The organism is Curtobacterium sp. ER1/6 (assembly GCF_001742745.1).
Classification (GTDB): domain Bacteria; phylum Actinomycetota; class Actinomycetes; order Actinomycetales; family Microbacteriaceae; genus Curtobacterium; species Curtobacterium citri.
In genome coordinates this window covers 20,902-40,230 of the sequence record NZ_MJAK01000011.1, presented here as the reverse complement: position 1 = coordinate 40,230, position 19,329 = coordinate 20,902, and the positions used below count along the sequence as shown (strand labels likewise).

Genomic DNA, 19,329 nt, shown 5'->3' with positions numbered 1-19,329 from the left:
CTCACTGTGACGTCCGCGAGGAGCGTCACACCCTCTCTTCGGCACCGTCCCCTGAACGGATTGGGAGCAGCTGCGACGAACGCTCGTCCCGGCGCCGTCGGCAGGGGCACGCCGGGGGCGTCGGGGGCACGCCCGGCCGCGCATCGTGTCCACCGAGAGTGAACACGGTCGCTCGTCCAGCGAGCGTCTCGTACGATGGGTCTCGCCGGGCCGCAGCAAGCCCCGGGCTCCAAAATTCGCCGCTTCGAGCGGCCTCGCGCCGAGAGGCGCTTCTGCGGCCCGGTCTTCTGCTGTCCGGGCGGTCTTCTGCCTGTCCGGGCGGTCTTCCGCCTGTCCAGGCGGTCTTCTGCCTGTCCGGGGCGCTCGCGTCAGTCCAGGCTGTCGCGGCGCCAGAGCGCCGCCGCCTCGGTGAGGTCCGCGGCGAGCTCCGTGAGCCGGAGTGCGCGCCGGGTCAGCTCGCTCGCACGCGGTCCCGCCGTCAGGTCGGCGTCGTCGGCGACCGACGTCGCGCCCGCCGCGGTCAGCCGGCAGAACGCCGCTCCGCGGTCGAGTGCCACCGCGAGGTCGCCCGTGTACAGGCCGTGCAAGATGCGGTCCGCGAGCGTGAGGATCTCCGCCGGACCCGTCGGCTGCTCGGCACCAGCGACGGCCTCGTCGATCGTGCCGATCCGCTCCGTGCCGCGCTCGAAGAAGTACGCGATCTCCTCCGGGTTCTGCCGGATGACGACACGGACGAGGTAGATGCGCCACAGGGCGCCCGGCAGGGTGTGCGCCCCCACGCGCGCCCAGAGCTCGGCGATCGCGTCGATGCCGTGCACGTCCGTGTAGGTCACCAAGCGTTCGACCACCGACGGGTCCGGGTCCTCCCGCACGCGGTGCAGCAGGGCGTTCGCGGTCTCGTGCGCGACGCGGTTCACCAGCGCCGGGTCGTCGCCGCCCTGGATCGCGGCGAACTCCTTGTCGGTGAAGTGGACGGGGCGGTGGTGATCGCGAGGCACCCGGCGAGTGTAGGCACGGCCGCCGACGCCCGCGCCCCCCGTTCGCCCTGGACGCAACCCCGACCCGCCGCGTACCGTGCTCGGGCGGGGAGGCGGTCCCTCCCCGCCCGAGGAACCCGGAGTGAGGAAGAGGTCACCCCATGAACGCCCTGCTCGTGGTCCTGGCCGTCGTCGCGGTCGTCCTGCTGTTCGTCGGCGGCATCGTCGCGAGCCTGAAGCTCCTGCTGTTCGTCGGGATCGTGCTGTTCGTCGTCGCGCTCGTTGCGTGGATCGTGCGTGCCCTGACCGGGCGCCGGAGCTGAGGCGCACCCGGTCCCGCACGTGGGGCACCAACCGCTAGCCTTGCGGATGAGGGCCTCTAGCTCAGTCGGTAGAGCACCGGACTTTTAATCCGAGGGTCGTGGGTTCGAGCCCCACGGGGCCCACACGTCCGAGGGCGCCGGCTCTTCATCCGAGGGTCGTGGGTTCGAGCCCCACGGGGCCCACATGCGCGTGCTGCGCTGCCGGGAGCCACGAGCGTCGACCTGCGGCAGAGCCCCGACCGCCCGCCGTGCACGACCACCCTCTCCTGCGCCGACGTCGAGCGCTGAGCGGGGTACAAGTCGTCCTCAGCAGGTTCATGGTGCGTCTTGTGCACAGTTCAGTCGCCGTTCAGCGGACTGTTGGCCCCGCGCCGATAGTGTCGTGCCCGGTCCCGATCAGCGGACCGAGCACGAACGCAGCACGACAGAACGGACGGGGTACACCGTGACCGAGCCCATCGACGCCACGCAGGCCAGCACCACCGGTGACGCGCGCCGCATCGTGGAGCTCGCAGCAGCGACGAACACCACGATGAGCAACCAGCTCCTCCTCGACACCCTCCGCCGCAACGCCCGCGTCACGACGCGGCACATCCGCACGGACTTCCTCGAGGTCGCGACGGCCACGACCGTGCTCGGCTACGTCTGCCGCCAGGGCAAGGCGTACGTCGCCCTCCGTGGTGACGACCCGGCCTGGGCGCAGGAGATCGGCCGCTACGGCACCGAGTCCCTCGCGGTCGAGGCACTCCGGATGCGTCGCGCCTGAGCGCCTCGGATCCGCAGCGGTCGGTCAGGACCAGACGCGGCGGATGCCCCAGGTACCCGTCCACGACTCGTCCGGCTCGAGCCACCGGAGTCCCTCGCCGGAGTTGAGCGCGTTCGCGGGTGCTGTCATGGGCTCCACCGCCACCGCGAGTCCGGTGCCGTCGCCACGGGGGAACTCCCGCGAGGTGAAGACCTGCACGTACGGGAACGACGCGTCCTGCCAGAGCTCGACGCCGTCGCCCTCGGGCCCGTGCAGCGTCGTCCGTCGCACGCCGTCCGCGTCGGGCGTGACGTCGCGGTAGGCGGTGTCGAGGTCGGCGTCCCCGGCCCGCTGCCCGCCCCGCAGGTCGTACGGCGTGCCCTCGACCGGGACGGTGCCGTCGGGGATCTTGTGCTCGTCGACGGTGAAGGCGGTGGCCGCGTCGAGCGTCACGACGAGGTCCTCCGCCGGGGTGTCCCCGGCGCGCAGGTACGGGTGCGCACCGACGGCGAACGGCGCGCGGACGCCGGACCGGTTGACGATCGTGTGCGTCACGCGGATGCCGTCCTCGACGAGCTCGTGGTGCACGCGGGTCTCGAGCGTGAACGGCCAGCCGTGCTGCGGGTGGATCGTCGCCTGCTGCACGATGCCCGACCCGGTCTGCTCGACCACGCGGTAGGGCGAGAAGCGGAGCAGGCCGTGCGAGGCGTTGCCGTACTTCGGCTCGGTCACGTCGAGCTGCTGGCGCTTCCCGTCGAGCTCCCACACGGCACCGGCGACGCGGTTCGGCCACGGCACGAGGACGATGCCGTCCGCGCCGGGCGGGAGCGACGTGACGGGGAACGGCTCGGTCAGGTCGAAGCCGGCGACCCGGAGCTCCCGGATGCCCGCGGCGACCTCGGTGACGACGGCCTCGACGACACCGTCCGGTCCGGCGTGACGGAGGTGGTACTGCCCTCCGGTGGGTGCTGCTGCGGTCATGCGGTCCTGTCCTTCCGTGGTGCTTCGTCGTCGTGTCCGCCGTCGGCCACCACGACCTCGACCCCGGCCGCCCGGATCGGGGCGACCGCGTCCGCGGTGACCCCGGCGGTGACGACGACGTCGATGTCCTCGAGCGGGCGGACGCGGCCTCGGTGTGCCCGGCCGAACTTCGAGCCGTCCGCCACCACGACCGTACGCCCGGCGGTCGCGGCGAGCATCCGCTTCGCCTCGGTCTCGGGCAGGTTCACGTTGGTGAGCCCGTGCTCGACGTCGAGCCCGGTCCCGCTGATGAACGCCAGGTCGGCGGCGATCGCGGGCAGGACGGCACCCATGAACGGTGCGACGAGGGAGTGCTGGAGCGGGCGCAGGGTGCCGCCCGTGACGACCACCGTGAAGCGTGGGACGGCCGGTTCCAGGGCGAGCGCGGTCGTGAGCGAGTTGGTGACGACGGTGACGTCGGTCAGGTCCTCGCGCGCGACCAGGGCCGACGCCACGGCTGCCGGCGTCGTGCCGACGTCCAGCACCACGCACTGTCCGGAGCGGACGAGGTCCGCCGCGGCGCGCCCGATCGCGGCCTTGGCCACCTGGTGCTCGACGGCGGTCTCCTCGAGCGGACGCTCGCCGGAGCCGGCCCCGAGGCGGACGGCACCTCCGCGCACCCGGCGGATGCGGGCCTCCTGTCCGAGCGTCGCGAGGTCCTGCCGGACCGTCACCTCGCTCGTGCCGAGCGCGGCGGCCAGCGCCGCGGTACGGACGAGACCGGGGGCTCCCTCGACGATGGACACGATCCGGTCCTGCCGGAGGGGCGCGGGCAGCGAGCCGGCCAGGAAGAGGTCGTCGTCGCGCACGGGACGAGTTTCGCGCACTTGCGGAGGCTTTCGCAACGCTTCACGGACGCGCTAGGCTCGTGCGGTGATCACCAAGCGCGTGACGACGCTCGCCGACGGCCGCGAGCTCATCTACTTCGACGACGCCGACACGCAGTTGCCCGCCGAGCGCAGCATCGACGAGCGCGTCCTCGACCCCCGGCCGGAGACCGCGCGGATGCGGCAGGACGTCCTGACCGGCGAGTGGGTGTCCATCGCATCGAGCCGGCAGAACCGCGTGTTCCTGCCCCCGGCCGACCAGGACCCGCTCGCACCGCAGACCGCGGCGAACCCGTCCGAGATCCCGAGCCGCTACGACGTCGCGGTGTTCGAGAACCGCTCGCCGTCGTTCGGCCCGTTGCTCGAGGCCGAGGACGCCCCGGAGTCGCTCGGGTCACTGTCCGACGTCGGCCTGAACCGCCAGCTCCGGAGCGTCGGCCGCTGCGAGGTCGTGTGCTTCTCCCCCGAGACGAGCGGCTCGTTCGCCTCGATCTCCGAGTCCCGCGCCCGCACCGTGGTCGAGGCGTGGGCGGACCGCACCGCGGCGCTGTCCGCGATGCCCGGCATCCAGCAGGTGTTCCCGTTCGAGAACCGCGGCGAGGCGATCGGCGTGACGCTGCACCACCCGCACGGGCAGATCTACTCGTACCCGTACGTCACGCCCCGCACGCAGCGCCTGCTCGCGTCGATCGAGCGCTTCGGGCCGGACCTGTTCGAGCAGCACCTCGCGAACGAGCGGGCCTCGGAGCGCGTCGTGCTGCAGGGCGAGCACTTCACGGCCTTCGTGCCGTTCGCCGCGCGCTGGCCGATCGAGGTCCACATGCTGCCGCACCGGCACGTGCCCGACCTCGCCGGCCTGACCGACGCCGAGAAGGACGAGCTCGCGCACATGCACCTGCGGCTCACCCGCGGACTCGACGCGCTCTACGACACCCCGACGCCGTACATCGCGGCGTGGCACCAGGCGCCGGTGCACACCGCGCGCGACACCGTGCGGCTCATGCTGCAGATCACGTCCCCGCGCCGCGCGGCGGACAAGCTCAAGTTCCTGGCCGGCAGCGAGGCCGCCATGGGCGCCTGGATCGGGGACCTCGTGCCCGAGAAGGCGGCCGAGTTCATCCGAGGAGGGATCGAACGCGCATGACGTTCCAGCAGGTGTACGGGTACGAGCCGGCGGTGCGGTACTCCGCCCCCGGTCGCGTCAACCTGATCGGCGAGCACACCGACTACAACGACGGCTACGTCCTGCCGTTCGCGATCGACCGGCGCACGGTCGCCTCGATCGGGCAGCGGGACGACCGACTGATCCGGGTCGCGTCGGCGTTCGAGCCGGACGCGGTGCACGAGCTGTCGCTCGACGAGCTGGACCCCTCGCGCATGCAGGGGTGGTCCGCCTACGTCTTCGGGATCGCCTGGGCGCTCCGCGAGCAGGCCGGAGCCGACCTGTCCGACAAGACCGGGTTCGACGTCTTCATCGAGTCGGACGTCCCGGTCGGCGCGGGCCTGTCGTCGAGCGCCGCGATCGAGTGCGGCGTCGCGCTGGCGTTCACCGACCTGTGGGAGCTCGGCCTCGACCGGAAGACGCTGGCCCGCGTCGGGCAGTACTCCGAGAACCACGCCGTCGGCGCCCCGACCGGGATCATGGACCAGTCCGCATCGCTCCTCGGTGAGCAGGACGCGGTCGTGTTCCTCGACTGCCGGACGCTCGACACCGCCGTGGTCGACCTGGCGCTCGAGGCGAACGGGCTCGAGGTCCTGGTCATCGACACCCGCGTCGAGCACGCCCACGCCACCGGTGGCTACAAGGCCCGACGGGAGTCGTGCGAGCGGGGCGCGCAGGTGCTCGGCGTCGAGGCGCTCCGCGACGTGTCCGTCGACGACCTGCCCCGCGCCCAGGAGCTGCTCGACGACGAGACCTTCCGCCGCGTGCGGCACATCGTCACCGAGGACCAGCGGGTCCTCGACACCGTCCGCACGCTCCGCGAGCAGGGTCCGCGCGCGATCGGTGACCTGCTCGTCGCCTCGCACGCGTCGATGCGCGACGACTTCGAGATCTCGGTACCGGAGCTCGACCTCGCGGTGTCGACCGCCCTCGAGCACGGTGCCGTCGGTGCCCGCATGACCGGTGGCGGCTTCGGTGGTGCCGCGATCGCGCTGGTCGACCGGGAGGCCCGTGACGCGATCACGACGGCCGTCACGTCCGCCTTCGCTGCGGCCGGGTACCGCGAGCCCACCGTGTTCACGGTGCACGCCGCGCAGGGCGCCCGGCGCGACTGACGCGCTGCGCGGGCGGGCCCGCCGGCGCCCGCATGTCGAACCACGGATCCGACGTCGAACCACTCCCCGAGGCTGGTTCGACGTCGGATCCGTGGTTCGATCCGTGCCGGTCGCCCGCGAGCGTCCGAGGCACGGGCGCCCGTCAGCCGTCGTGCGACGGGTACTCGACGGTGATCGACACGTCGCCGAGCATGAACGGGTGGAGCACGCCGTGGTCCACCGCCCAGAACGCCCACTCGTACTGCACGAGGAACAGCACCCAGACGAGCGCCGTCACACCGACCACGCCGCCGAGCCCGAGCGCCAGCACGCGGTCCTGGTCCCAGCGTCGGGCGCCGCGACGGGCGACCCCGACGACGAAGCCCCCGACCGCGGACCCGACGGTGAGGACGGTCCAGCCGATCCACGGCCGCGCCTGGAACGTCACCCACCCGAGCGAGACGTCGTCCGTGCTGCCGGGGAGGCGTGGTCCGGCCGTCCAGTTCTGCGCGAGCACCTGCAGGAACAGGCAGAGCAGGGTGATCCACACGAGCTTGCGGGCGTCGCGGGTGAAGAGGGACTCGCGGGGGGGCGCCCTCGGCGCTGGCCGTCATCGCGTCATGTGCCCGGTGGTGACGGTGACGCCGCCCCACGGGAAGCCGTGCGGTTCGAGCACCTGCCGGTGGACCTGGTCCATGACGACGTCGCCCTGCCACACCGTGTAGACCAGCGTGCCGGCGACGACGACCACGAGGACCGCCGCGTACGCCCCCCAGCGCACCGCCTCGCCGAGCGCAGGACGTCCGCGACGAGCGAGCGTCGGCGGGACGACCACGCCGACGACGACCACGAGCAGCAGGACCGCGAGCGCTGCCGGTGCCGTGTGCGCCACGACGTCGACGGTGGGCGGCGCGGTCGTGACGGGGTTGCCCGCGCCGTCGATCCACCCGCCGTCGGCGTCGACCCCGCCGTACCCGGAGGACACGCTCCACATCGTCGTGCCGGAGGTCAGGACGGCGACCACGCCGATGAGCACGAGCCCCCAGGCTCGTGGCCGGAACCGGCGCCCCTCGGGCGCCATCACCGGAGCGGCCAGGACCGTCTGCGTCTCCCCCATGGGGTGACCGTAGCACCACGGGAGGCGCGTGGCGGGGGTGGTCCGCGCCTCCCGTCCGGGGCTGGTGACGACCGTTCCAGCGGCGACCGTCCCGGTCTCAGTGCAGGTGGCGCTCGGCCGCCTCGACGACGTTCTTCATGAGCATCGCGCGGGTCATCGGGCCGACGCCGCCCGGCGTGGGCGACAGGAAGCCGGCGACCGACGCGACCTCTGGGTCGACGTCACCACGGAGCTTCGCCTTGCCGGTCGTCTCGTCGACGATCCGGCTGATGCCCACGTCGATGACCGCTGCCCCGGGCTTGACCCAGTCCGGACGCACGAGTCCCGCGACCCCGGCCGCCGCGACGATGATGTCGGCGCGACGGCACTCGGCGGCGACGTCCTCGGTGAGGGAGTGGGTGAGGGTTGCGGTGGCCTCGAGCCGGGTGAGCAGCAGGCCGAGCGGACGTCCGACCGTCAGGCCCTGGCCGATGATCGTGACGTGCCGACCCCGGATCGGGACCTCGTACGCCTCGAGCATCGCGACGATGCCCCGCGGGGTGCACGGCAGCGGCGCGTCGATCGTGCCGGCACCACCGGGCACGGCGAGCACGAGCTCACCGAGGTTGGTCGGGTGCAGGCCGTCGGCGTCCTTCGCCGGGTTCATCAGCTCGAGCATCGGGATCGGGTCGATGCCCTGCGGCAGCGGGAGCTGCACGATGAACGCGGTGACCCGGGGGTCGTCGTTCATCTGCAGGATCGCCGCGCGGATGTCCGCTGCACTGGCCGTCTCCGGCAGGTCGATGCGGATCGAGTCGAGCCCGATCTGCGCCGAGTCACGGTGCTTGCCCGCGACGTACGACACCGAGCCCGGGTTCTGCCCGACCATGATCGTGCCGAGGCCGGGCCGGAAGCCGTGGTCGTGCAGCCGGTCGATGCGGACCTTCAGGTCGTCGAGCGTGCGGGCGGCGAGGGCGGTGCCGTCGATGCGGACGGCACTGCCCTCCCCCGCCCAGAGCGCCCGCGGCAGGTCTGCCACGGCGCCGCTCACGCGTAGAGCGGGAACGCGTCGGTGAGGGCCTTCACCCGCGCCGAGAGCGCGGCGATGTCCGGCTCCGGCATGAGGGTCAGCGCGATGATGTCCGCCACCTCGGTGAACTCGGCGTCGCCGAAGCCGCGGGTCGCCAGCGCCGAGGTGCCGATGCGGACACCCGAGGTGACCATCGGCGGGCGCGGGTCGAACGGCACCGAGTTGCGGTTCACGGTGATGCCGACCTCGTGGAGGAGGTCCTCGGCCTGCTTGCCGTCGACCTCGGACTCGCGCAGGTCGACGAGCACCAGGTGCACGTCGGTGCCACCGGTGAGGACGTCGATGCCGGCGGCCTTCGCGTCGTCCTGCGTGAGCCGGTCCGCCAGCGCCTTCGCGCCACGGAGCGTGCGCTCCTGGCGGTCCTTGAACTCGGGCGTCGCCGCGAGCAGGAACGCGGTGGCCTTGGCGGCGATCACGTGCATGAGCGGGCCGCCCTGCTGGCCCGGGAACACGGCGGAGTTCAGCTTCTTGAAGAGCGACTCCTCGTTGGACAGGATGATGCCCGAACGCGGACCGGCGAGCGTCTTGTGCACCGTCGACGACACCACGTGGGCGTGCGGCAGCGGCGACGGGTGCAGGCCCGCGGCGACGAGCCCGGCGAAGTGCGCCATGTCGACCCAGAGCGTGGCACCGACCTCGTCGGCGATCTCGCGGAACTTCGCGAAGTCGAGCTGGCGCGGGTACGCCGACCAGCCGGCGATGAGGACCTTCGGCTGGTGCTCGATCGCCTTCGCGCGGATGTCGTCGTAGTCGACCTCGAAGGTCTCCGGGTCGACGCCGTACGACACGGCGTTGTAGATGCGGCCGGAGAAGTTGAGCTTCATGCCGTGGGTCAGGTGGCCGCCGTGGGCGAGCTCGAGACCGAGGATGGTGTCGCCGGCGGAGGCGATGGCGTGCAGGACGGCGGCGTTCGCGCTGGCGCCGGAGTGCGGCTGCACGTTCGCGTACGCAGCGCCGAAGAGGGCCTTCGCGCGGTCGATGGCGAGCTGCTCGGCGACGTCGACGAACTCGCAGCCGCCGTAGTAGCGCTTGCCCGGGTAGCCCTCGGCGTACTTGTTCGTCAGGACGGAGCCCTGCGACTCGAGGACGGCGCGCGGCACGAAGTTCTCGGACGCGATCATCTCGAGGGTGTCGCGCTGGCGACCGAGCTCGTTCTGCAGGACCGCGGCGATCTCGGGATCGACCTCGGCGAGGGGGGCGTTGAAGCTGGTCGGCATGGCGTTCGTGGGCTGCGTGGACGCAGCGGGCAGATCGGTGATGGACACGGGACTCCTCGTTGTCTGATCGCCGCGCGGACGCGACGAGGTGGACGGGTGGGCACTGCCCAGGCGTTCGGAATGGACACTGCCCAGGCGTACGGCAGCGCTCCGTGTCAGGTGTCGCTCCCCGATGGTGACCCATCCAACGCCAGTCGCGACCCGTCGATCGTACCGAGCGTGCCGGTTCGTGTCACCCTTGGTGCATGACCCTGAGCAGCCCGGAGCTCGACGAGCGCACCGATCTCCGCGCCCGGTACGACGTCCCGTGGACCACGGTGGTCTGGGACGACCCGGTCAACCTCATGTCCTACGTCACGTACGTCTTCCAGAGCTACTTCGGCTTCGGGCGCGAGCACGCGGACCGCCTCATGCGCCAGGTGCACGTCGACGGTCGGGCGATCGTCGCGACCGGGGCCCGCGAGGCGATGGAGCGCCACGTCGAGGCGATGCACGGGTTCGGGCTGCAGGCGACCGTCGAGCGCGCCCCCGGAGCGGACGCGTGATCCCGTTCGTGCGGCGTCGGGACGGCGTGCACCTCGGGCTGTCCTCCGGCGAGCGCTCCGTGCTGGCGAGCCTGGTCGAACAGCTGCAGCAGGTGCTCGGCGGCGACCTCGACGAGGACCCGGTCGCGACGCGCATGTTCCCGGTCGCCTACCCGCAGGACGCCGAGGCGAGCGAGGAGTTCGCGCGGTACACCCGCTCGGACCTCCTGACGCAGAAGACCACGAACGCGGGCGTCGTCCTCGCGTGGCTGACGGGCGCCCGTGACGGCGCGCTCGAGCCCGAGGACGAGCAGGCCTGGCTCCGCTGCCTCACCGACCTGCGGCTCACCATCGCGGAGCGGCTCGGCATCGTGGACGCCGAGACCGAGGAGTCGTCGTCCGGCGGATCGACCGGCGTCGGACTCCGCGACGTCTACGACTGGCTCGGGTACGTGCAGGAGCACCTGGTCACGACGCTCACCTCCGCGCGGTGACCGTCAGCGTCCGGGCGTCCACGGCAGCCGACCTGGAGGCCCTGCTCGCGTTCTCGACATCGGCTCCGGTCTCGTGGACCCGTCCGGACCGGTACCGGCAGGAGTCGCTGACAGGCAACCACCGACAGGAGTGGTCGTTCCTCGCGGTGCGCGACGGCCGACCCGTCGGTCGGGCGCTCTGGTGGGGCGGCGCCGACGCCGGTGCTCCGTCGACCCTGGACGACCTCCTGGTGGCGCCGTCGGACGAGGACGACCGGGTGACGATCGCGGCGGCCCTGATCCGGGCGGGTACCGCGTCCTTCGGCACCGTGCCCGAGTGGATCGTCGACCTGGCGGTGGACTGGCACGACGACCCGGAGGCGGTCGCGGCGGTGGCCTGGCGCACCGAGGCGGCCCGGCAGGCGGGGCTCGCCCGGTCGACCGAGCGGGTCAGCGTCGCGTGGGAGCCCCCCACGGCCGCCGTCGCGCCCACGTCGCCGCGCCTCCGGTTCCGCGGCGGCGACGACGAGTTCACCGACCTGTTCGCGCGGGTGACCGTCGGGTCGCTCGACGCCCACACCCGCGCGACCGTCGCGGAGCTCGGGGTGCGCGGCACCGCGCTCGACGACCTCGACTTCTACCGCAGCCTGCCCGGTCGACGCGAGGACTGGCGCATCGCCGAGGACAACGACGGCCTCGTCGTCGGCTTCGTGCTCGCGACCCGGACCGCCTACGACGCAGCGGTCAGCTCCATCGGCGTCCTGCCGCAGCACCGCGGGAAGGGCATCGTCGACGGGCTCCTCGCCGAGGCGCTCCGCGTCCACGCCGCCGCCGGGGAGCCGCGGGTCGTGGCGACGACCGACGCGGACAACGTCCCGATGCGGCGGGCGTTCGAGCGCGCGGGCGCCACCGTCACGAGGCGTCGGTTGGTGTTCGAGCGCTGAGGATCATGTTCGGAAGGCAACCTTGCAAGTTGGCCTGCTGAGGCGTAGCGTACCGGTGTGGAACCGGACTTCGCGCTCGCCGACGACCTGCTGACCCTGCACGGGCGCATCCGTCGCACGCTCCTGACGGGCAAGGCCGACGAGGTCACCGCATCGCAGACCGCAGCGCTCGGTCGGCTGCTCCGCCACGGCGAGAGCACGGTCGCCGACCTCGCCCGAGCCGAGGGCGTCCGCCCACAGTCGATGGGTGCGACCGTGCAGGCGCTCGTCGACCTCGGCCTGGTCGACCGCCGACCGGACCCCGCCGACGGCCGCCGCACGCTGGTCCGCGCGACCGAGACCGGGTCCCGCGCGCGCGAGGACGCATGGACCACCCGCACGCGCGTGCTCGCCGACCGGCTGTCCGCGCTGCCCGAGGACGACCGCGCGGCCGTCGCCCGGGCCCTCGCGATCCTCCTGCCGCTGACCGACGACTGACCCCACCCACGACCGACCCGCACCGATCCGACCCCGGGAAGAAGCCCACCACGTCCACCTCGACCTCCCCCTCGCCCACCGTCGCCCCCGGGGACACCGGCAGCGGCTTCGGCCCGAAGCTCCTCGTCCCGGTCCTGGTCGGTCCGCTCCTCAACCCCATCAACACGACGATGGTGTCGGTGGCCCTCGCGCCGATCTCCCGTGACCTCGGCATCGGGGCCTCCCAGGCGATCTGGCTCGTCGCCGCGCTGTACCTGGCGAGCGCGATCGCACAGCCGACGATGGGCAAGCTCGCCGACCGGTTCGGCCCGAAGAAGGTCTTCCTCACCGGACTCGTCATCGTCGGGGTCGCCGGCGTCGTCCCCGAGTTCCTGACCGGCTTCGGCGGGGCGGTCACCGCGCGGGTGCTCATCGGCATCGGGACCTCGTCGGCGTACCCGGCGGCGCTCACGACGCTGCGGCAGCACTCGGCACGCATCGGGAAGCCGACACCGCCCCTGGTCCTCGGGGCCCTCTCGATCACCTCACTCGTGTCCGCGGCCGCCGGACCGCCCCTCGGCGGCGCCCTCATCGCGGCGTTCGGGTGGCACGCGATCTTCCTGGTGAACGTCCCCCTCGCGGTGTTCGGCATCGTCGTCGCGGCGCTCTGGCTGCCGTCTGACCGGCTCCGCCCGCGGGACGCCGACCGGCTCCCGGTCCGCACCGCGCTCGATCCCCTCGGCATGGTCCTGATGACCGGGGCCGTCTCGGCGCTCCTGGTGTTCCTGCTCGACCTGTCCGCCGGGCTCTGGTGGCTGCTCGCGACCGCGGTCGTGCTCCTCGTCGCGCTCGTGCTGTGGGAGCTCCGGGCGACGAAGCCGTTCGTCGACGTGCGGCTGCTCGTCCGGAACGGGGCGCTGTCACGCACCTACGGACGGCTCTTCCTGACGTACCTGCTCGCCTACACGATGACCTACGGGTTCTCGCAGTGGGTGCAGGACGTGGCGGGCTACTCGAGCGACGTCGCCGGGTACCTGCAGCTGCCGGCCGCCGTCGTCGCCGGGGTCGTCTCGTTCCTGGTGGCCCGGAAGACCGCGATCCGCCGCCCCCTGGTCGTCGCGGCGCTCACCCCGCTCCTCGGCGCCGGCCTCCTCCTGCTCCTGCACGCCGGGTCGCCGCTCGTGCTGCTGATCGTCGTCCCGGCGCTGTTCGGGGTGCCGCAGGCCCTCGCCTCGGTGTCGAACCAGGCGGCGCTCTACAAGGTCGTACCGTCCGAGTACATCGGCACGGCTGCGGGCCTGTCCCGCACGAGCATCTACATCGGGGCGATCGCGGCGTCGTCGCTCATCGGCGGGGTGTTCGGCCAGGCCCCGACGACCCCGGACCTGCACGTGCTCGGCTGGGTGATGCTCGGCATCGCCGTGCTCCTCAGCGTCCTGACGCTCGCCGACCGGGCGCTCGCCCGGGCGGACGCCGCCTGACGCAGGCCGCCCGACGGGCGGACGCCGACGCCGTGCGCCGGTAGCGTGGCGGGCATGACGCACGGCGGCGGGTTCGACAGCAGCACCAGGGCCGGCGCGGTCTGGAACGTCGTGATCTGCGGGATCATCTGCATCGCCGCCCCGGTCTTCGCGGTGGTGAACGCCGGACGCGGTGCGACGTACGTCGGCATGGCGGTGGCCGTGACGGTGCTCGCGGTCTGCCTCGAGGTGTACTTCGTGCGCCGGCTCCTCGCGCACCGACGCTGACGACGGCAACCACCCCCTGACGCGACCCCGCGCGCCGGACGCACCCCGCGCCTCCCGTCCGCCCGACGCCCGCCGGAACGTGCCCACCCGGCCCGGTACCCTGATGCCGTGACCGACCCGACCCCCACGCACTGGACCCTCACGCTCGTCTGCGACGACCAGCCCGGGATCGTGCACGCCGTGTCCGGAGCCGTCGTCGCGGCACACGGCAACATCACCGAGTCGCAGCAGTTCTCGAGCGCCGACACGAACTCGTTCTTCATGCGGCTGCAGGTCATGGCACCCGTCGACCGCGAGACGTTCGAGCGGGCGCTGGCGCCCGTGGTCGAGCGCTACGACGCCCGGGTGCAGCTCGACGTCGTGGGTCGGCCGATGCGCACGCTCGTGCTCGTGTCGAAGGCGGGGCACTGCCTGAACGACCTGCTGTACCGCCAGCGCGGCGGGCAGCTGCCGATCGAGGTCCCGCTCGTCCTGTCGAACCACGGCGACCTGGCCGGCCTGGCGGCGTTCCACTCCGTGCCGTTCGAGCACCGGCCGGTCACCGACGCGGCCTCGAAGCAGGCCATGGAGCAGCGCATCCTCGAGGCGGTCGAGGAGCACGACATCGAGCTCGTCGTCCTCGCCCGCTACATGCAGATCCTGTCGCCGGAGCTGTGCGCCGCGCTCGCGGGCCGCGCGGTCAACATCCACCACTCGTTCCTGCCCGGCTTCAAGGGCGCGAACCCGTACCGGCAGGCGCACGCGCGCGGTGTGAAGCTCATCGGGGCGACGGCGCACTTCGTCACGAGCGACCTCGACGAGGGGCCGATCATCGAGCAGAACGTCGTCCGCGTGGACCACACGAAGGACCCCGCCGAGCTGGTCTCCATCGGCCAGGACGAGGAGTCCCGCACGCTCACCCAGGCGGTGCGCTGGATCGCCGAGGACCGCGTGCTCCTCGACGGCGCCCGCACGATCATCTTCAAGTAGGCACAGCGCATGACGAACGCACCGCAGAGCCCGGTCGACTGGGACGAAGTCCCGCCGCCGGTCGACGCCGACCGTCCCCGCCGTCGTGTGTCCGGGTGGACGGTGCTGCGGATCGTCGTGTGCGCGTTCGGCCTGTTCTCGCTGGCGTTCTGGGGGTACTGGTCGTGGATCCTGCCGTGGCCGGGCTACCTCTTCGCGATCGGGACGCCGCTGTTCGCGGCCGTCGTGTGGTTCCTGTTCCGGTCGCCGCGGTCGCCGATCGACACGGACGTGGTGGGCAAGGTCATCGTCGAGACCGCCCTGGTGATCGCAGCCGGCGCGTGCTGGGTCTCGATCGGCCTGCCGCTCGTGGGCCTCGTGTTCGTCCTGGTCGCGGCGCTGTCCGGGGTGGTCGCGTTCCGTCGGGAGACGGCGTGAGCGCCGGCCCCGGCTCGGGCTCCGGTCTGGAGGCGCGGCGCACGCTGGTCCGCGCCCGTCACCTCGTCGACGTGTCCGGCACCACGACCGACGGCTGGGTCCTGCTCGCCGGCGACGTGATCGACGCGGTCGGGTCCGGTACCACCGCGGTGCCCGCGGCGGACGAGGTCGTCGACCTCGGCGACGCCGTCCTCACCCCCGGCTTCGTCGACCTGCACGGGCACGGCGGTGGCGGGGCGGCCTACGAGGACGACACCTTCGCCGCAGCACTCGCGGTGCACCGGGCGCACGGAACCACCCGGTCCGTGCTGTCGCTCGTCGCGAACCCGATCGACGTGCTCGGCGCGTCACTGGCCCGCATCCGAGAGGTCGCCGCCACCGACCCGCTCGTGCTCGGCGTGCACCTCGAAGGGCCGTTCCTCTCCCCGCACAACAAGGGGGCGCACAACGAGTCGTTCCTCGTCGACCCGACCCCGACCGCGGTGGACGCCCTGCTCGAGGCCGGCGCGGGGGTCCTCCGCCAGGTGACGATCGCGCCCGAACTGCCGGGAGCGCTCGACGCCGTGCGCCGGTTCGTCGACGCCGGGGTCACGATCGCCGTGGGGCACACCGTCTGCTCGTCCGACCAGGCCCGGGCCGCGTTCGACGCCGGTGCGACGGTCCTGACGCACGCGTTCAACGCGATGCCGGGGATCCACCACCGTGCGCCGGGGCCGATCGTCGCCGCCGTGGCCGACGAGCGGGTGACCCTCGAGCTCATCCTCGACGGCGTGCACGTGGACCCGTCCGTGGCCGCGATGCTGTTCGACGCCGCACCGGGCCGGGTGGCGCTGATCACCGATGCGATGGGCGCGGCCGGCTCGGCGGACGGCTCCTACCTGCTCGGGTCCCTCGCCGTGACCGTCACCGACGGTGTCGCCCTCGTCGCGGGCACGGACACGATCGCGGGATCGACGCTGACCCAGGACACCGCGCTCCGGAACGCCGTCGACGGCGCGGGCCGGACCCTGCCGCAGGCCGTCGCCGCCCTGACGAGCGTGCCCGCCGCGGCGCTCGGACTCGGCGACCGCCTGGGTCGGCTGGCCCCCGGGTACGCCGCCGACCTCGTGGCGCTGTCCCCGTCGCTCGACGTGCGTCGGGTGTGGGGCGCCGGACGCGAGCTGACTCCACCCGACGCTTGACCACCGGGCTCGTGCGGCGGGACCATCACCGCATGAGCCTCTACATCGCCTGTCCGGTCGAGAGCGTCGAACGTGCGACCGCCTTCTACACCGCGCTCGGCTGGTCCCTGGTCGAGTCGATGTCGCGCGACGACGTCTCGTGCATCGCGTTCGGCACCGACCAGTTCCTCATGCTCAGCAGCCGCGAGGTGTACGCCAGCGTCGGGGGCACCGAGGACCTGGTCGGCGGCCCCGACACCCCGTCGAAGGTCACGCTGTCGTTCGACCTCGACAGTCGCGAGGCCGTCGACGAGCTGGTCGAGCGTGCCCGTGTGGCCGGTGGGCGGATCGGCGACACCGACGAGTACCCGTTCATGTACCAGCGGCAGTTCGACGACCCGGACGGGTACCACTGGTCGCCGTTCTGGATGGACCCCGCCGCGACCCCGGGCTCCTGACGCCGGCATGCACCCGGGGCTGCGCGGCGTCACTGGTGCAGGAAGTCCTGCCGGGCTGCGTCGTTCCCGGACGCCGTCGAAAACGTGGAAGTGGCCCCCACGGCTGGACCATCGACCGCGCTCCACGCATCACGCATCACGCAGATCCCCGCTCTTCACGGAATCACTGCCAGCAGTCAGCTGAGCGAAGCGCGCGCCGGTTCCAGAGAGCGCGTCGACCATTGCGTCATCGGTCTCCTCGAGCGCCGAGCGGAGCGCGTCAGCGAAGGGGAACTCGTATCGAAGGCGACGATTCTTCTCGGAGTGATCCTTATCGCACCCTCACACCCACCGCCGACACTCAGCTCTCCGACGGATCTTTCGGGATGCGACTCAGTCGCACTCCCCAGTCGCCATCCGAACACTGGTGTACGCGTCGGCGACACGGGTCTGCCCGTCCTGCTGGTACTGAATTCTGATGTCCCGTAACGAGCCGTTACCTGCGCCAGTGTGGTGAACGTGGATGATGAGGTCGTGGTGTTCGCCTGGTTTCAGTTTGGCGCCCCTGGCCTGACGGCGATTCGGCCACCACGAGTCCCCATCTACGATAGGCCACTTGACCGCACCGATCCGATTGTTCGGATCGATGGGGACCACCCAGGTCCCGTCAACACGCAAAGCGGACGCGTCGACCGCCTGAACCGACTTGATAGTGATCGGTTCGTCGCCGCGAGGGTCTACCCGAATGCCAACAGCCACATCCGGATAAGTGCTGATCGGAACACATATCTGCAGCTGGTTGTTGGTGTAGTGCAGTGCTGAAGGGGTCGTTGGACCGGAGGACCTGGCGCACGAGACCAGTCCGAAGACCAGTGCGCACGCCAGGGCCACCGATGTTGAGTGTCGAATCACTTCGTGACGGACCGCTGCGAGTTGGCGAAGTAGTCGTTGGTGCCGCAGATCTTCTTCGTCGAGCCGTTGTTCTTGTAGCTCAGCTTTGCGGTAGACGTGTAACCCGTCTTCGAGCTCAGATTGATGCCGATGGCGGCGTCAAGACTGGCACCGGAAGACCACGTGTTCGCGCTGTTCGAGCTGCGGGAGATCGTGAGGCCACCGCCGCCGAAGTCCGTGCACTTCGTCGCAGACGGCGTCGTCGAATTGTTCACGGTGCCGCCGCCCGCATAGGACGAGGGGCGAACCTTGAAGGCGTAGTACGAATCGATGTTCTTCTTGCCGCCCACGGGGTAGCAGTAATCTCCGTACTTGCCGAACTTGAAGTAGGTCGCGTACGAGTAGCCCCCGGTGCGGGTGCCGAAACCGACCGAAGCGTTCGACGAAGCGCTCGTGGTGCCGCTCTGGCTGTACGAGCCCTTGCTCCCGGAGTACGAGAAGCCGACACCGATGGTCGACGACGCCCCCGACGAGTACGTGAAGCTTCCGGTGGTGTTGCCGGCGACGGCGTAGCTGGAGCCGACGATCACCTTCTTCGACCCGAAGTCCTGCAAGTAGTCGGTCCCGCACACTTGGGTCGAGGAGGGGCTGTTCGGGCCAAGCCCACCAGGCCCCGTGCTGCTGGTCGGTTCCGGCGTCTCCTGGGACGGATCCAGAGGTTCGCCCCCAGTCCCATCAGTCGGGTCCTGGGACGGATCCTGCGGGTCAACGGGCAGCTCGTCGCTGGCAACTGCGATCACCCGTGCGGACTTCTTCACGGCCGACTTCGGAACCTTCGTTGCCGCGATCGTTGCTGGCTTGTTCGCTGCAGCAACCTGCGCGGTAGTTGCGGTAGTCGCATTGCTGTTCGAGAGGTCGCTTGGGTCTACGAGGGCGGTCGTCCCTTCGACGGTCACGATCTTCCGGCTCAGCGCGAACGGAGCGACATCAGTGTCGTCGGCTGCTCGTACTTCCAGGTTGAGCACGCCGTCCTTCGACGCGTACTTCGACAGGCTGGACACATCACTGATCGGCACGCTGAAGGAGCCGCTGCTTCCCACGACGCCGGTCGCGATCGGCGTGTTGACGAACGAGTCCCCAACCTTGGCTGCCGCCAATACGTCCTGAGAGGGGGTGGACCACACCACAACTGGCGTTCCTGCCGCAAAGGCGGATCCGTCGCTTCCTTCGATCTGGCCGGTGATGGACGACGTGACGGTCGTATCTGTGGCAGAGGCTACGGCTGGTACAGCGATCACGCTCACTACAAGGACCCCGGCGCCGAGCAAACTAATACCTTCATGGAACAAAGATCCCCCTAGGAATGAATTGTCAAGAAGGGCGTCGACTGACGCTGGACCGAACGTATTTGAAGGCGGCGCGGTTTCGCATGAGAGACCGTAAAGCATTGATCATGTGTCACTCCCTGAATGGTTCGAGACAGGAACTGATCGCGGAATCGTCAGGTCGCCCTCAGTCATGATCACCTGACAGGATGATTCGGCGTAGCCAGGTGGCCATGTGCGTAGTCGTCCTGCTCGAGTGGGAGTCTTGCCGAACAGGGTGCATTCCTCGTACCGGGGCATCTGGTGCGTTCCTGCGTTTGATCCTGCCAACGCTCCACCCTCCGCGCCGTGCGGGCGCTGCCGCGCCGGCCGCGGACGAACAGTGTCGGACGCGGTCGCAAGCCCCCTCGCACCGCCCGACATTCTTCGCCCTC

General features: G+C 71.2%; 22 protein-coding genes, 1 tRNA gene and 1 riboswitch. Of the genes, 15 read left to right on the top strand and 8 right to left on the bottom strand.

Translation table 11 applies throughout. From position 1 onward, the window contains the following. Positions 1–368: 368 nt before the first annotated feature. Positions 369–998: a DNA-directed RNA polymerase subunit beta gene (locus Cus16_RS14050; protein WP_069713284.1), complete on the bottom strand. Its 630-nt coding sequence runs from the start codon at positions 996–998 to the stop codon at positions 369–371. A gap of 140 nt (positions 999–1,138) precedes the next feature. On the opposite strand from Cus16_RS14050, the gene Cus16_RS16750 reads away from it, so the two are divergent. From Cus16_RS16750 to Cus16_RS14040, 3 genes are all read left to right on the top strand, one after another. Then, positions 1,139–1,300, top strand: coding sequence for a hypothetical protein (locus Cus16_RS16750; RefSeq protein WP_189319608.1), 162 nt, complete (start codon positions 1,139–1,141; stop codon positions 1,298–1,300). A gap of 50 nt (positions 1,301–1,350) precedes the next feature. Then, positions 1,351–1,423 (top strand) — tRNA-Lys (locus tag Cus16_RS14045). A 322-nt stretch (positions 1,424–1,745) separates the two neighbouring features. Then, positions 1,746–2,066 carry a hypothetical protein gene (locus tag Cus16_RS14040; protein ID WP_069713283.1) on the top strand — a complete coding sequence of 107 codons (321 nt, stop codon included), beginning with the start codon at positions 1,746–1,748 and terminating at the stop codon, positions 2,064–2,066. Positions 2,067–2,090: 24 nt separating this feature from the next. Here Cus16_RS14040 and Cus16_RS14035 read toward each other — a convergent pair whose 3' ends face one another. Together Cus16_RS14035 and Cus16_RS14030 are read right to left on the bottom strand one after the other, a co-directional pair. Then, on the bottom strand, positions 2,091–3,026 hold the full coding sequence (locus tag Cus16_RS14035; protein WP_069713282.1) for an aldose 1-epimerase family protein: 936 nt from the start codon (positions 3,024–3,026) through the stop codon (positions 2,091–2,093). Continuing rightward, entirely contained in the window at positions 3,023–3,874 is an 852-nt protein-coding gene (locus Cus16_RS14030) for a DeoR/GlpR family DNA-binding transcription regulator (protein WP_189319607.1), read from the bottom strand. The genes Cus16_RS14035 and Cus16_RS14030 overlap by 4 nt, the downstream gene beginning before the upstream one ends. A gap of 64 nt (positions 3,875–3,938) precedes the next feature. Here Cus16_RS14030 and galT point away from each other — a divergent pair, with 64 nt between their 5' ends. Beyond that, positions 3,939–5,036: a galactose-1-phosphate uridylyltransferase gene (galT, locus tag Cus16_RS14025; protein ID WP_069713281.1), complete on the top strand. Its 1,098-nt coding sequence runs from the start codon at positions 3,939–3,941 to the stop codon at positions 5,034–5,036. Beyond that, positions 5,033–6,169 carry a galactokinase gene (gene galK / locus Cus16_RS14020; RefSeq protein ID WP_069713280.1) on the top strand — a complete coding sequence of 379 codons (1,137 nt, stop codon included), beginning with the start codon at positions 5,033–5,035 and terminating at the stop codon, positions 6,167–6,169. Before galT ends, galK begins: the two co-directional genes overlap by 4 nt. Before the next feature lie 142 nt (positions 6,170–6,311). On the opposite strand, the gene Cus16_RS14015 is transcribed toward galK, so the two are convergent. The 4 genes from Cus16_RS14015 to glyA all read right to left on the bottom strand — a co-directional run bounded on the left by Cus16_RS14015 (position 6,312) and on the right by glyA (position 9,551). Next, positions 6,312–6,698 carry a hypothetical protein gene (locus Cus16_RS14015; RefSeq protein ID WP_069713279.1) on the bottom strand — a complete coding sequence of 129 codons (387 nt, stop codon included), beginning with the start codon at positions 6,696–6,698 and terminating at the stop codon, positions 6,312–6,314. Positions 6,699–6,758: 60 nt separating this feature from the next. After that, a complete protein-coding gene (locus tag Cus16_RS14010) occupies positions 6,759–7,265 on the bottom strand; it encodes a hypothetical protein (RefSeq protein ID WP_069713278.1) in 507 nt (168 codons plus the stop codon). 97 nt (positions 7,266–7,362) lie between these two features. Next, the gene (locus Cus16_RS14005) at positions 7,363–8,295 is read right to left on the bottom strand and encodes a tetrahydrofolate dehydrogenase/cyclohydrolase catalytic domain-containing protein (protein ID WP_141719002.1); all 933 of its coding nucleotides are present in this window, start codon (positions 8,293–8,295) and stop codon (positions 7,363–7,365) included. After that, positions 8,292–9,551 (bottom strand): serine hydroxymethyltransferase, encoded by a 1,260-nt coding sequence (gene glyA, locus Cus16_RS14000; protein WP_069713344.1) that lies wholly within the window; start codon positions 9,549–9,551, stop codon positions 8,292–8,294. The genes Cus16_RS14005 and glyA overlap by 4 nt, the downstream gene beginning before the upstream one ends. A gap of 122 nt (positions 9,552–9,673) precedes the next feature. Continuing rightward, positions 9,674–9,759: riboswitch (ZMP/ZTP riboswitch) on the bottom strand. 37 nt (positions 9,760–9,796) lie between these two features. On the opposite strand from glyA, the gene clpS reads away from it, so the two are divergent. The 10 genes from clpS to Cus16_RS13950 all read left to right on the top strand — a co-directional run bounded on the left by clpS (position 9,797) and on the right by Cus16_RS13950 (position 16,700). Beyond that, a complete protein-coding gene (gene clpS, locus Cus16_RS13995; RefSeq protein ID WP_069713277.1) occupies positions 9,797–10,096 on the top strand; it encodes an ATP-dependent Clp protease adapter ClpS in 300 nt (99 codons plus the stop codon). Beyond that, positions 10,093–10,569 carry a DUF2017 family protein gene (locus Cus16_RS13990; protein WP_069713276.1) on the top strand — a complete coding sequence of 159 codons (477 nt, stop codon included), beginning with the start codon at positions 10,093–10,095 and terminating at the stop codon, positions 10,567–10,569. The genes clpS and Cus16_RS13990 overlap by 4 nt, the downstream gene beginning before the upstream one ends. Continuing rightward, the gene (locus Cus16_RS13985; protein ID WP_069713275.1) at positions 10,566–11,492 is read left to right on the top strand and encodes a GNAT family N-acetyltransferase; all 927 of its coding nucleotides are present in this window, start codon (positions 10,566–10,568) and stop codon (positions 11,490–11,492) included. Before Cus16_RS13990 ends, Cus16_RS13985 begins: the two co-directional genes overlap by 4 nt. A 57-nt stretch (positions 11,493–11,549) precedes the next feature. After that, positions 11,550–11,969 carry a MarR family winged helix-turn-helix transcriptional regulator gene (locus Cus16_RS13980; RefSeq protein WP_069713274.1) on the top strand — a complete coding sequence of 140 codons (420 nt, stop codon included), beginning with the start codon at positions 11,550–11,552 and terminating at the stop codon, positions 11,967–11,969. Further along, positions 11,858–13,429 carry an MFS transporter gene (locus tag Cus16_RS13975; RefSeq protein ID WP_083264004.1) on the top strand — a complete coding sequence of 524 codons (1,572 nt, stop codon included), beginning with the start codon at positions 11,858–11,860 and terminating at the stop codon, positions 13,427–13,429. The genes Cus16_RS13980 and Cus16_RS13975 overlap by 112 nt, the downstream gene beginning before the upstream one ends. A gap of 54 nt (positions 13,430–13,483) precedes the next feature. Then, positions 13,484–13,696 (top strand): hypothetical protein, encoded by a 213-nt coding sequence (locus Cus16_RS13970; RefSeq protein ID WP_141719001.1) that lies wholly within the window; start codon positions 13,484–13,486, stop codon positions 13,694–13,696. Between the two features lie 108 nt (positions 13,697–13,804). Further along, positions 13,805–14,665, top strand: coding sequence for a formyltetrahydrofolate deformylase (gene purU, locus Cus16_RS13965; protein WP_069713272.1), 861 nt, complete (start codon positions 13,805–13,807; stop codon positions 14,663–14,665). A 9-nt stretch (positions 14,666–14,674) separates the two neighbouring features. After that, positions 14,675–15,082, top strand: coding sequence for a YrdB family protein (locus Cus16_RS13960; protein ID WP_083264002.1), 408 nt, complete (start codon positions 14,675–14,677; stop codon positions 15,080–15,082). Then, positions 15,079–16,263, top strand: coding sequence for an N-acetylglucosamine-6-phosphate deacetylase (gene nagA, locus Cus16_RS13955; RefSeq protein WP_223246632.1), 1,185 nt, complete (start codon positions 15,079–15,081; stop codon positions 16,261–16,263). The genes Cus16_RS13960 and nagA overlap by 4 nt, the downstream gene beginning before the upstream one ends. A gap of 32 nt (positions 16,264–16,295) precedes the next feature. Then, on the top strand, positions 16,296–16,700 hold the full coding sequence (locus tag Cus16_RS13950; protein WP_069713271.1) for a VOC family protein: 405 nt from the start codon (positions 16,296–16,298) through the stop codon (positions 16,698–16,700). An 887-nt stretch (positions 16,701–17,587) separates the two neighbouring features. Here Cus16_RS13950 and Cus16_RS16450 read toward each other — a convergent pair. Next, complete coding sequence (locus Cus16_RS16450; protein ID WP_141719000.1) at positions 17,588–18,874, bottom strand: hypothetical protein; 1,287 nt, start codon at positions 18,872–18,874, stop codon at positions 17,588–17,590. Positions 18,875–19,329 lie beyond the last annotated feature (455 nt).

Bases quoted from the DNA above. Each gene is read 5' to 3' on its own strand.
- Cus16_RS16750 (WP_189319608.1), top strand. From the start codon at position 1,139: ATGAACGCCCTGCTCGTGGTCCTGGCCGTCGTCGCGGTCGTCCTGCTG.
- Cus16_RS14035 (WP_069713282.1), bottom strand. From the start codon at position 3,026: ATGACCGCAGCAGCACCCACCGGAGGGCAGTACCACCTCCGTCACGCC.
- galK (WP_069713280.1), top strand. From the start codon at position 5,033: ATGACGTTCCAGCAGGTGTACGGGTACGAGCCGGCGGTGCGGTACTCC.
- Cus16_RS14010 (WP_069713278.1), bottom strand. From the start codon at position 7,265: ATGGGGGAGACGCAGACGGTCCTGGCCGCTCCGGTGATGGCGCCCGAG.
- glyA (WP_069713344.1), bottom strand. From the start codon at position 9,551: ATGCCGACCAGCTTCAACGCCCCCCTCGCCGAGGTCGATCCCGAGATC.
- clpS (WP_069713277.1), top strand. From the start codon at position 9,797: ATGACCCTGAGCAGCCCGGAGCTCGACGAGCGCACCGATCTCCGCGCC.
- Cus16_RS13975 (WP_083264004.1), top strand. From the start codon at position 11,858: ATGGACCACCCGCACGCGCGTGCTCGCCGACCGGCTGTCCGCGCTGCC.
- Cus16_RS13970 (WP_141719001.1), top strand. From the start codon at position 13,484: ATGACGCACGGCGGCGGGTTCGACAGCAGCACCAGGGCCGGCGCGGTC.
- Cus16_RS13960 (WP_083264002.1), top strand. From the start codon at position 14,675: ATGACGAACGCACCGCAGAGCCCGGTCGACTGGGACGAAGTCCCGCCG.
- Cus16_RS13950 (WP_069713271.1), top strand. From the start codon at position 16,296: ATGAGCCTCTACATCGCCTGTCCGGTCGAGAGCGTCGAACGTGCGACC.